Source organism: Pseudomonas sp. ASL3 (assembly GCF_056680425.1).
In genome coordinates this window covers 4,699,886-4,711,579 of record NZ_CM155281.1, presented here as the reverse complement: position 1 = coordinate 4,711,579, position 11,694 = coordinate 4,699,886, and the positions used below count along the sequence as shown (strand labels likewise).

Here is an 11,694-nt window from a genome sequence, read left to right as displayed (position 1 = left end):
ACACGCTCTATCGAATAACCACTAATAAAAATAAAGAGGGTATTACGATGCAGACCGACACCTCCGTTCGCCCGGCGATTGCCATTAGTCCATCCACGGCGCTACCGACCCGGCGGCGATATTTCATGTTGGCGCTGGTGTTGATCGCCACGGTGATCAACTACGTCGACCGGATCAACATCTCCATCGTCGCGCCGTTCATGGCCAAGGATCTGGATCTGGACAAGTTCCAGATGGGGCTGATCTTCTCCGCATTCGCCTGGACCTACGCCTTCGCACTCCTGCCGGGTGGCTATATGGCCGACCGTTTCGGCTCGAGGCTGACCTACGGCATATCGCTGATCACCTGGTCCGTCGCCACGGTCTTTCAGGGCGCGGTCGGTAACTTCGCCACGTTGTTCGGTCTGCGCCTGACCATCGGCGCCATGGAAGCCCCGGCATTCCCGGCCAACAGCCGTGCCGTCACCCTGTGGTTCCCGGCCCGTGAGCGCGGCTTGGCGACCAGCATCTACGTGATGGGCCAATACATCGGCACGGCGCTGTTTTCCGGCCTGCTGCTGTGGATTGCCACCACCTATGGCTGGCAGCACGTGTTCTATGTCACCGGCGGTGCAGGCGTGGTGTTTGGCGCGATCTGGTACTGGAAATACCGCGACCCGCTGGCTGATAAACAGGTCAGCAAGGAGGAGTTGAGCTACATCGAAGAAGGCGGTGGTCTGGTCTCCTGCAGCAAGGAGCGCACGCCGTTCAACTGGAAACTGGTGCGTCAGTTGTTCACCTACCGTCAGGTCTGGGCGATCTGCATTGGCAAGTTCGCCAGCTCCTCAGCCTTGTATTTCTTCCTCACCTGGTTCCCGACCTACCTGATGGAAGAGCGCAAGATGACCATGGTCAAAGTGGGCATCTTTGCCGTGCTGCCGTACATCGGCGCCACCGTTGGCGTATTGCTGGCCGGTTGGTTCTCTGACCTGCTGATCCGGCGCAACTTCTCTCTGTCATTCGCCCGCAAGACGCCGCTGGTAGTGGGCTCTGCGTTGGGCATGTCGATTGTTCTGGTCAACTTTGCCCAGTCCAATGAACTGTGTATCGCTATCCTGACCGTTGCTTTCTTCGCCCAAGGCATCTCGGCGGCGTCCTGGGCCGCAGTGTCGGAAGTGGCGCCTAAGGAACTGATCGGTTTGACCAGCGGCATCACCAGTCTGTCGGCCAACCTGGCCGGCATCGTGACCCCGATCATGGTCGGCTTCATTGTCCAGAGCACCGGCTCGTTCGCCTGGGCATTCAACTTCATCGGGCTGGTATCGCTGCTGGGCACCTTGTCCTATTCGCTGCTGTTGGGCCGTTTGCATCGCATCGTTCTGAAACCCGTCTAGTGCTGAACTGTCTAGCGCTGAAAATGGGGCCGGGCTGTGGCTCGTCCCTCTCCAATTGAGGAATCGTTTGATGGCTAAACCACGCTTGTTGCAAATCGGCGCATTGACCGACAGGTTCAATCAACGTCTGGCAGCCGCCTATGACGTCCAGCCACTCTGGACCCAGGCTGACCCGGTTGGCTTTCTCAAAGCCCACGGCGCGGAGTTCGATATCGTTATCACCTCTGCACGGTTCGGCTGTTCAGCCGCTCAACTGGCAGCGCTACCCAACCTGAAGGCGATCTGCAGTTTTGGTGTGGGGTATGACGCCATTGCCGTGGAGGTCGCCCGTGTACGCGGTATCCAGATCAGCAACACGCCGGATGTACTCAATGACTGCGTCGCCGATCTGGCCATGGGCTTGATCATCGACAGCGCCCGCAAAATCGCCCTCGGCGACCGCTTCGTCCGTGACGGCTCCTGGGGGGCGAAGGCATTCCCGTTGGGCCGCAGCGTCACCGGTAAACGCCTGGGCATCGTCGGCCTCGGGCGGATCGGTAAAGAGGTGGTGAAACGCTCCAGCGGCTTCGGCATGGAGGTGCGCTATCACAACCGCAAACCGGACGCGACCAGCCCGCATCAGTATGAAGCGGACCTGATCGAACTGGCGCGCTGGTCGGAATTCCTGGTACTGACCTGCGTCGGCGGGCCGTCCACGCACCACCTGATTACCGCAGAGGTACTTGAAGCGCTGGGTGAGAAGGGCACGCTGATCAACGTCGCTCGCGGCTCAGTGGTCGATGAACCGGCGTTGGTCGCGGCTCTGCTCAGCGGCAAACTCGGCGCGGCCGGGCTGGATGTCTACGAGGCCGAACCCAAGGTACCAAGCGCCTTGCTCGACCTGCCAAATGTGGTGCTGCTGCCACACATCGCCAGCGGCACCGAAGAAACCCGTCTGGGCATGGAAGACATGCTGTTCAGCAATTTGCAGGCGTTCATCAGCCGTGGGGAGGTTGAAAACGCGGTGTGATTTCAGCCGATCTGTAGGCGCTGGCTTGCCTGCTGCACTAGGCAGAGCGAGCCTTCGCTTTTCACTGCACCAACAACTGATCAATCAAACTCAAACAATGGGTCACGCTAGGCGTCACATCACCAATCCGCCGACTGAGAATGATCGGCGAGGTGGCGTTTGCTTCCAGCAAGGTGGTGTAGCCGATGTCTATCCGATGCAGCAATTGCACCGACGCCGGCACCAAGGTCACGCCAATTCCGGCCCCGACCAGCCCAATCGCCGTCTGCATTTCGTTGGTCCATTGCGCGACCTTGATGCTCAGGCCGTGGGCGTCGAACAGTGCCAGGATGTGGTCGGCATAGCTGGGGCGCGGGTTGCCCGGATACAGCACGAACGGTTCGCGCGCCAGTTGCGCGAGGCTGGCCGGGCCGGCGAGCAGTGGATGTCCGGCGGGGAGGGCGGCCACCAGACGGTCTTCGGTGAGGATGCGCTGATGGATCGCCGGATCGTCGATGCGAATCCGGCCGAAACCGATGTCAATGCGTCCGGCTTTCAGTGCCTGGACTTGTTGCAGGGTGGTCATTTCTGACAGCCCCAGTTCCAGTTCCAGATGCTCATCGCTGCGCAATCGACGAATCAATTCCGGCAATACGCCATACAGCGTCGAGGGTGCGAAGCCGATACCCATCCAGGTTTTTTCGCCTGCACCAATGCGTCGAGTGGTGTCGCAAACGGTGCCGAGTTGATCAAGCAGGGTATGGGAATGTTCGTAGAAATAACGTCCGGCCTCGGTCAGGCGCAGCGGCCGGCCACGTTCGAGCAGCATCACCCCCAGCTCATCTTCAAGCTGCTGAATCTGCCTGCTCAAGGGCGGCTGGGCGATATGCAGGCGCTCGGCGGCGCGGGTGAAATTCAGGGTCTCGGCGAGCACCTGGAAGTAACGCAGATGACGAAGCTCCATGACGCTGCATACCTTTAAAGTATCGAATAAGACCAATTCTATATTGGAAAGGGCAAAAGGGTCGGATCAATATCCAAGCCTGAAAACAAAGAACCTAATGGGTATTGAAATGACTTCCATCGTGATCGCGTCGTTCGAGACGATCATTGTCGACCTGCCGACCATCCGCCCGCACAAGCTGGCCATGCACACCATGCAGAATCAGACGCTCGTGGTGATCCGCGTGCGCTGCTCCGACGGTATCGAAGGCATCGGCGAGTCCACCACCATCGGTGGCCTGAGCTACGGTAACGAAAGCCCGGAAAGCATCAAAACCAATATCGATACCCACTTGGCGCCCCTGCTGGTCGGCCAGGATGCGAGCAATATCAACGCGGCCATGTTGCGTCTTGACCGCGCCGCCAAGGGTAATACTTTCGCCAAATCCGGGATCGAAAGCGCGTTGCTCGATGCCTTGGGCAAGCGCCTTGGCCTGCCAGTCAGCGAACTGCTCGGTGGCCGGGTCCGCGAGGCACTGCCTGTCGCCTGGACGCTGGCCAGTGGCGACACCGCGCGGGATATCGCCGAAGCCGAAAAAATGCTCGATATTCGTCGTCATCGGATCTTCAAACTCAAGATCGGCGCCGGTGAAGTGCACAAGGATCTGGCCCACGTCATCGCCATCAAACACGCCCTGGGCGACCGCGCCAGTGTGCGGGTCGACGTCAACCAGGCCTGGGATGAAGCGGTGGCGATTCGCGCTTGTCAGGTTTTGGGTGACAACGGTATCGACCTGATCGAACAACCGATTTCGCGCAATAACCGCGCCGGTATGGCCCGATTGAATGCGCGCAGTCCGGCGCCGATCATGGCCGACGAATCCATTGAATGCGTTGAAGACGCCTTCAACCTGGCCCGTGAAGGCGCGGCCTCGGTGTTCGCCCTGAAGATCGCCAAGAACGGCGGTCCGCGTGCGGTGTTGCGCACGGCGGCCATCGCTGAAGCGGCGGGTATCGGCCTGTATGGCGGCACTATGCTCGAAGGTGGCATCGGCACCCTGGCGTCGGCTCATGCGTTCTTGACCCTGGCCAAACTGGCGTGGGACACCGAGCTGTTCGGGCCACTGTTGCTGACCGAAGATGTTCTGACCGAACCCTTGGTCTACCGTGATTTCCAGCTGCACGTTCCGCGCACGCCGGGTCTGGGTTTGAGCCTGGATGAAGAGCGTCTGGCGTTCTTCCGTCGCGACAAGACTTCCACTGCCGTCAGCGTTGCCTGAGGAGGCCATCAGCATGTTGTTCCACGTAAAAATGACCGTGAATATTCCGCTCGGCGAGGACCCTGAAAAGGTCGCCCGGCTCAAGGCCGAGGAGAAAGCCTTCTCTCAGAGCCTGCAGGAATCTGGCAAGTGGCGACACATCTGGCGCATCGCCGGTCTGTACGCCAACTACAGCGTGTTTGATGTCGACAGCGTTCAGGAGCTGCACGACTTGCTGATGCAATTGCCCTTGTATCCGTACATGACCCTCGAAGTGAATGCGTTGTGCCGTCACCCATCATCGGTTCGCGAAGACGACCGTTAATCGGCACCTGTGCCTGCGTGCCCACTAACAAATACAAAAGATGAGGATTTAATAATGACTGTCAAAATCTCCCAGACCGAAAGCGTCCAGCAGTTCCTTAAGGAAGCCAGCGGCCAGCTCAATGATGTCGGCAATCCGAGAGTCAAGACGCTGGTACACCGCATCCTGAAAGACACGGTGAAAATCATCGACGAGCTGAGCGTCACACCAGAAGAGTTCTGGAAAGCGGTCAACTACCTCAATGAACTCGGTGCTCGTCAGGAAGCGGGTCTGCTGGTTGCCGGTCTGGGCCTCGAACACTACCTCGACCTGGTAATGGATGCCGAAGACGAAGAAGCCGGCAAGACCGGTGGCACGCCGCGCACCATCGAAGGCCCGCTGTATGTTGCCGGCGCTCCACTGAGCAAACACGAAGCGCGTCTGGACGATGGCACCGACGCGGGCACCGTGCTGTTCATGAAAGGCCAGATCAAGGATCTGGACGGCAAGCCGGTGGCCAACGCTATCGTCGACGTCTGGCACGCCAATACCGGCGGTACCTACTCTTACTTCGACCCTGCGCAATCCGAATTCAACCTGCGTCGCCGTATCGAAACCGATGCTCAGGGCAACTACCGTTTCCGCAGCATCGTGCCGTCCGGCTACGGTTGCCCACCGGATGGCCCGACGCAGAAACTGCTCGACCAACTGGGCCGCCACGGCCAGCGTCCGGCGCATATCCACTTCTTCATCTCGGCTCCTGGCCACCGTCACCTGACAACCCAGATCAACCTGTCGGGCGAGCAATATCTGCACGACGACTTCGCCTACGCCACCCGTGACGAACTGATCGCCGAAATCCACTTCAGCGAAGATCCGGCCGCCGCACGCGCTCATGGCGTCGAAGGCCGCTTCGCCGAAATCGACTTCGACTTCGCCGTGCAGTCCACCGATCACGCTGAAGAGCAAGGCCGCATGGAAAGGGTGCGTGCTTTAGAGGATTGATGGACCGGTTTTAGTTGTCATCAACAGGCGCTTCGGCGCCTGTTTTTGCCTTGTCTTGCCACAGCCTGTGTAGGAGATCCCGGTCTCGATTCTGCCCGGAGGGCGTAGGAGAGACCGGGACGCGTAGTTTTGTCTGCGATCCGTCCGGGGTCGCGCTCGACCGAAGCGCTGGCAAAAATGGTGAATTCACCACCGCTGGAAGGTCCTTCGTGTCGGACGCGACCCCGGCCTATCGCAGACAAGTCAGCTCCTACAGGGGATCGGTGTTTGGTTGAAAATTTAATAAAATTTATGCTTTGTTTTTCAAAAACTTACAGGTTATTTGATGAGAGCTAACTTGTTCGCGATGGGTTTGACGCGGTGTATCAGATACCCCGCGACCGCAGATCACGAATACGTCGCCGAATGATGCGGGTAGTCCTCAAGACGGGCACCGATGACCATTTCGCTGATCCAGTTGCTCAGTATCGAGCTGTAGGCGCGCTGGCTGCTGTCGCTGGTCAGTGCGTGGTCGGCGCCGTCGACGATGCGGTAGGTTAGCGAGTGCGCCGCTTCGAAGGCGGTGCGGTAACTCATCAACGTGGCATGCGGCACGTAATCGTCCCGCTCTGATTCGATCAGCAACACATCACCTTTGAATTCCTTGCACGCGGCCAACGCGCGGTTATCGGCAGCGGTCACGGCCGAGCGTCGGTAGTGGGCAAGCTTGTCCCGATCCAGTTCCTGTTTGGGCATGTTCCAGTCGGCATCCCAGTACAGGGCGGGTACTCGCAATGCCATCCATTTCACCGGGCGCAAGCCGCTCAAAATGGTCGCCAGATAGCCGCCATAACTGCTGCCGATCACGGCAATCGCGGTGCTGTCCACGGCGGGGTGGCTGACCAGCCGGTCGTAGGCGCACAGCAGGTCTTCCAGATTATCTTTGCGGGAGGTGCTGGCGCGTTGATCGTGGGTGCGCTCATGACCGCGCAAATCGAACGTCAGGCACACGCAGCCCAGGCCGGTGATGTTTTTCGCCCGCGCCAGGTCCCGCTGCTGACTGCCGCCCCAGCCATGTACGAAAAGAATCCCCGGCAGTTTGGTGCTGGGCGTCAGCAGCGTGCCGGAGATCGACTGGTCATCAACGGCAATTTCAATGCTCTCACTGCTAATGCTCATAAGGTTGGACCCTGGTGTACTTGGTCATGAACCCCACGTCGGGATCGTTGCCTGTATAAAGCACCTTGGCATCGGCCGGTAATGTGGTTTCGCCATAGACTTCGTGGGTAGAGCTTCGGATTCGGCGTAATGAGCGGTCTGCGGCAAACGCCATCAGCGCTTCAATTTCCGCCGCGCTGGCGCCGCCGATACGCCAGGATTGCTCCAGTACTCCGGAACACCGGTGTCCGCGAGCGTTTTTGCCTTGAGCGATATCGTAGTTGCGCCTGGAGGCAAGAAACTCCGGGAAGCAAGCAATGGCGGCCTTTTCATAACTCATGGCCTGCGTCACTGCGCACCTGATGGGCTCTTCGAGGCCGAGTTTGAGCAACTCCGGATAATCGCCCAGCATCACCCACAGTTCTGACCCGCCATAGACGGTCGCGCCTTGATTGTCTTGCGTCAGGCTCTGTGTGCCGTAATAACTGGCGGTCATCCCCGCGACCTGCACCTGACCGACGCTGTAGGTAACGACGTCCTGCAGATCCTCTTCCAGCACCAGCCCCCAGGTGGCGACTTCCTCAAGGTCCAGCGCCGCGATCACTTCGGCCAGTTGCGATTCGCTGGTCACTACTGTCTGCCCGCGACCGGCGGTGGCCAGTACCGGCTTTATCCTCACCGGTCCATGGGCCAGCAACAGACTGCCGGCTCGTTGCGCGTCGCCCTGATTGAACGCGGTAAAGCCCTCCAGCACTGCGTCACCGGCTTGCCGGCAAAACTGTTCGGACCAGCCGGCCGGTTGGGCCGTGGCGTTCTCCACCAGCGGATGGGAAATCGCTTTGGTTGCCATAAAAGGCTGGTCGATCATGCCGCCAAAAAAGTCATCGACGGACTTGATGCCCAACACGCGGTTTTGCGCTCGGCCAAACAGTGTGTCCGAAGGGATGAAGTAAAGCTGCGCACCTTTGTGCACCGCGCTGTCATACAGCCCACAAAAGCGCGCGCCTAATAGATGGGCAATTTTTCCGGCCAGTGCTTGATGAACCACGACTTCATGGATGGCGAGGTTTTTATGGGTGGACAAAAGAACGACTTCAGCCTTTTCCATGCTCGTTCCAGACCTGCTCATAAGCAAACTTCCTGCTATGAAAAATTTAGCGGACAGCGCGGTGGCTATTCGGTCAGATCGGTCCGATTCACGTTTACGAGGCTTTGCTGATGGCGCTGATCAACGCCTGTTTACTCATGCTTGAGCGACCCGCAATGTTCAGACCTCGCGCCCGTTGCATGAGGTCGGCCTTGGTTTGTGATTCGAGGGATTGGTTGTTACGGGGTGCGCCATGTCCACCCAGCCTCATGGATTAAGAAAAGAGCCAGCAGGTGGAGTTCATCCGTTTCTGATGAGTGGTCCAAGACTCAACTACCTGCAGGACATGGCCCACCGGCCTCAGCCCAGCGTTTGAACTGCACCATGAACTCATCATGAGGCACCGAGACCGGAGCGCGGTTGCCGCCGGGGTTCCAGCCCCACAGCACCAGTTTGTCGCTGTCTACGTGTTTGATCAGCGCAGCGAAATCGCGATCACCGTTGCTGGATCTGTCCTTGATCAATTTGCATAACTGATCGGCGGGTAATCCGATCCAGGCCATTTTGTGCGCTGCCGGTGGCAGACCCCAATGTGGCGCACCCGGCGGGGCATGGGGGCCGAAGCTGGTGGGTGGATTGGCCTCGGCATGGCAGGTCGCGCAAGGTAAGCCCGCAGCACCTTTGCCATCCTCGCCGCGAACCACGTTCATCGCGTGGGGCAAACCGGCGTCGAACTGCAAGGGTGAATCACCGGGGATATGACAGTTCTGGCAGCGAGGATGCTGGAGCACCTTCTGCACAGTGGCGAAGGCCGCAATGGCAGCTTGCTGGTCATCGGCGATCAGGTTCGAGGCGTAGGCGCAGAGGCCGAGCAACAGCAGGGTTGAAAGAAGTGGGTGTAGGGTCTTCATTACAAACCTCCTCACCTCAGACGACGGCCAGTTGCAGTGGCAATACTCGCAGGCGCTGGCCGGTGAGTGCAAAAACCGCATTGGCGACGGCGGGCGCCACGGGGGGCACTGACGTCTCGCCGATGCCGCCCATCTTCCCGGTGCTGGGCACAATATGCGCTTCGACCACCGGCATCTCGTTCAAGCGCAGCACACGGTAATCGTGAAAGTTCGATTGCTGCACCTGGCCATCCTTGAACGTGAGCTTGCCGAACAGGGCCGCACTCAGGCCGAAGGCCACGGCCGACTCGACCTGCGCCGCGATCCCGCGGGGGTTGACCGCCGTTCCGCAATCCACCGCGCAGACCACCCGATGCACGCGGATTTTGCCGTTCTCCACCGAGACCTCGGCAATATGCGCGGTAAAGCTGCCGAACGATTCGTGCACCGCCATGCCTCGGGCATGTCCCTCAGGCAGTGGTGTACCCCATTGGGCCTTTTCAGCAGCCAGATTCAACGCGGCCAGATGCCGAGGATGATCCTTGAGCAGTAGGCGGCGATATTCCAGCGGATCCTTACCGGCTGCATGGGCCAGCTCATCGACCAGCGACTCCATGACGAACGCGGTATGACTGTGGCCGACCGAACGCCACCACAGCACCGGGATACCGGTCCTGGGGGAGTGCAGGCTGACGTGATAGTTGGCCACCGATTTCAGGTAGGGCGAATCGAACGCGCCTTCGACTGACGTGTGATCGATACCTTCATGCACCAGCATCGCTTCGAACGGGGTCCCGGCCCCCAGTGACTGACCGACGATGATCTGCTCCCAGGCCACGGGCAAACCGTCCTCGCCCAGCCCGATGCGCGCCCGGTGCAGAAACGCCGAGCGGTAATAGCCGCCCTGTATGTCGTCCTCGCGGGTCCATACCGTTTTCACCGGCATGCCGGCCGCCTTGGCCACATAAACGGCTTCAGAAACGAAGTCCGAGACGGGGGTGGCGCGTCGGCCAAACCCGCCGCCCAGAAACATGGTATGGATTTCGATCTGCTCCGGTTTGAGGCCGGTGATCTGCGCGCTGACCTTTTGGTCGATGGTCTGGAATTGCGTACCGGTCCAGATTTCACATTTATCGTCGCTGAGCTTGACCGTGCAGTTGAGCGGCTCCATTGGTGCGTGCGCCAGATAAGGCACGCTGTAGTCGGCCTCGATGGTTTTCAGTGCTTTGCTCAGAGCGGTTTGCGTGTTGCCGGCTTGTGCTGCGGTGGCGCCAGGGCCGTCGGCCAGGGCGCTGAATTCGGCATACAGTTTGTCGCTGTCCAGCCCTGCGGATTGGCCGCGATCCCAGTCGATCTGTAACGCATCGCGCCCGAGCTTGGCGGCCCAGAAGTGGTCTGCGATCACCGCGACGCCGCTGGGCACCTGCACCACTTTGCGCACACCGGGGATGGCCAATGTCGCTTTCGCGTCCACAGAGCGCGGACGGCCACCGAACCCCGGCGAACGGGCGACCACGGCGGTCATCAGGCCGTCGAACTGCACGTCCATCCCGAATTTGGCGCGACCGCTGATCTTTTCAGGCGTGTCGAGGCGGTTGGTCGGTTTGCCGATGACCTTCCAGTCCTTGGCCTCCTTGAGCTTCAGCGTGGCCGGGGCGGGTGCGGGAAGCTTGCTCGCGTCCGCCACCAGATCACCGTAATTGACCCGCTGCCCACCGACCAGCACCGCACCATTCTCGGTCTTGATCTCTGACACGGGCACGCCATAGCGTTTCGCGGCGGCCTGAACCAGCAGCACTCGGGCGGTCGCTCCGGCTTGCCGATAACGGTCGAACTCGGACCAAACGCTGGTCGAGCCACCGGTCCCTTGCAGGCCGCCGAACGCCAGGTTGCCATAGGCCGGTGCGACGGGCGCGTGTTCGACCCGGATTTTCGACCAATCAGCGTCCAGCTCCTCGGCGATCAACATCGCAAGCCCGGTCCACACACCCTGGCCCATCTCCGAGTGCGAGAGCACTACGGTCACGCTGTCGTCACTGCCAACGCGCAGGAACGCATTCGGGACAAAGGTGGTCGCGGCTGGTGCGTCGCCGGCAAAGGCAAAGCGCTTGCCGCCGGGGAGGGTGAACGCAACGACCAGCGCGGCACCCACTACCGCGCTGGTCTTGAGAAATCCACGTCTTGACGTGTCGGTCAGGTTACCCATCTCGGTTCTCCAATGCCTACACGTTGGTGGTTGAACCCAGCTCAGCCGCGCGCTTCACCGCCGCACGGATACGCGGGTAGGTGCCGCAGCGGCAGATATTGCCCGACAACGCCTGATCGATATCGGCGTCAGTGGGCGAAGGGATTTTGCTCAACAAGGCTGCAGCCGACATGATCTGACCGGACTGGCAGTACCCGCACTGCACCACATCCAGTTCAGCCCACGCCCGTTGTACCGGATGCGAGTTGTCGGCAGACAAACCCTCTATGGTGGTAATCGATTTACCTGCCACCGCGTGGATCGGCGTAATACACGAACGTAACGGTGCACCCTCGACATGCACCGTGCACGCCCCACACTGAGCGATGCCACAGCCGAACTTGGTGCCGGTCAGATGCACCACATCGCGCAAGACCCAAAGCAACGGCATGTCATCCGGAACATCGAGCTGTTGTTCCTTGCCATTGAGCGTGAGCGTAATCATCAATCCACTCCTCAAATCC

12 protein-coding genes are annotated in these 11,694 nt (G+C 59.9%); 5 read left to right on the top strand and 7 right to left on the bottom strand.

The window, feature by feature from the left end; translation table 11 throughout:
* Positions 1-47: 47 nt before the first annotated feature.
* Both AC1MEE_RS21885 and AC1MEE_RS21880 read left to right on the top strand, forming a co-directional pair.
* The gene (locus tag AC1MEE_RS21885; protein ID WP_480411633.1) at positions 48-1,373 is read left to right on the top strand and encodes an MFS transporter; all 1,326 of its coding nucleotides are present in this window, start codon (positions 48-50) and stop codon (positions 1,371-1,373) included.
* A gap of 70 nt (positions 1,374-1,443) precedes the next feature.
* On the top strand, positions 1,444-2,382 hold the full coding sequence (locus AC1MEE_RS21880; RefSeq protein WP_480411632.1) for a 2-hydroxyacid dehydrogenase: 939 nt from the start codon (positions 1,444-1,446) through the stop codon (positions 2,380-2,382).
* 61 nt (positions 2,383-2,443) lie between these two features.
* Here AC1MEE_RS21880 and AC1MEE_RS21875 read toward each other — a convergent pair whose 3' ends face one another.
* A complete protein-coding gene (locus AC1MEE_RS21875; protein ID WP_480411631.1) occupies positions 2,444-3,325 on the bottom strand; it encodes a LysR family transcriptional regulator in 882 nt (293 codons plus the stop codon).
* Between the two features lie 109 nt (positions 3,326-3,434).
* On the opposite strand from AC1MEE_RS21875, the gene AC1MEE_RS21870 reads away from it, so the two are divergent.
* Genes AC1MEE_RS21870 through catA form a run of 3 tightly spaced genes read left to right on the top strand, consistent with a single transcriptional unit; the run spans position 3,435 to position 5,871 of the window.
* Positions 3,435-4,583: a muconate cycloisomerase family protein gene (locus AC1MEE_RS21870; RefSeq protein WP_480411630.1), complete on the top strand. Its 1,149-nt coding sequence runs from the start codon at positions 3,435-3,437 to the stop codon at positions 4,581-4,583.
* Positions 4,584-4,596: 13 nt separating this feature from the next.
* Complete coding sequence (catC, locus tag AC1MEE_RS21865; RefSeq protein WP_480411629.1) at positions 4,597-4,887, top strand: muconolactone Delta-isomerase; 291 nt, start codon at positions 4,597-4,599, stop codon at positions 4,885-4,887.
* Between the two features lie 54 nt (positions 4,888-4,941).
* Entirely contained in the window at positions 4,942-5,871 is a 930-nt protein-coding gene (catA, locus tag AC1MEE_RS21860; RefSeq protein ID WP_480411628.1) for a catechol 1,2-dioxygenase, read from the top strand.
* A gap of 387 nt (positions 5,872-6,258) precedes the next feature.
* Here the strand turns inward: catA and AC1MEE_RS21855 are convergent, their stop codons facing one another.
* The 6 genes from AC1MEE_RS21855 to AC1MEE_RS21830 form a co-directional block, all read right to left on the bottom strand.
* Positions 6,259-7,029: an alpha/beta hydrolase family protein gene (locus AC1MEE_RS21855; protein WP_480411627.1), complete on the bottom strand. Its 771-nt coding sequence runs from the start codon at positions 7,027-7,029 to the stop codon at positions 6,259-6,261.
* The gene (locus AC1MEE_RS21850) at positions 7,019-8,116 is read right to left on the bottom strand and encodes a DUF3182 family protein (protein ID WP_480411626.1); all 1,098 of its coding nucleotides are present in this window, start codon (positions 8,114-8,116) and stop codon (positions 7,019-7,021) included. Before AC1MEE_RS21850 ends, AC1MEE_RS21855 begins: the two co-directional genes overlap by 11 nt.
* Before the next feature lie 94 nt (positions 8,117-8,210).
* Positions 8,211-8,366, bottom strand: a complete 156-nt coding sequence (locus tag AC1MEE_RS21845; protein WP_480411625.1) for a Rho termination factor N-terminal domain-containing protein — start codon at positions 8,364-8,366, stop codon at positions 8,211-8,213.
* 58 nt (positions 8,367-8,424) lie between these two features.
* A complete protein-coding gene (locus tag AC1MEE_RS21840) occupies positions 8,425-9,006 on the bottom strand; it encodes a hypothetical protein (RefSeq protein WP_480411624.1) in 582 nt (193 codons plus the stop codon).
* A gap of 16 nt (positions 9,007-9,022) precedes the next feature.
* A complete protein-coding gene (locus AC1MEE_RS21835) occupies positions 9,023-11,191 on the bottom strand; it encodes a xanthine dehydrogenase family protein molybdopterin-binding subunit (RefSeq protein WP_480411623.1) in 2,169 nt (722 codons plus the stop codon).
* 16 nt (positions 11,192-11,207) lie between these two features.
* On the bottom strand, positions 11,208-11,675 hold the full coding sequence (locus AC1MEE_RS21830; protein WP_480411622.1) for a (2Fe-2S)-binding protein: 468 nt from the start codon (positions 11,673-11,675) through the stop codon (positions 11,208-11,210).
* Positions 11,676-11,694 lie beyond the last annotated feature (19 nt).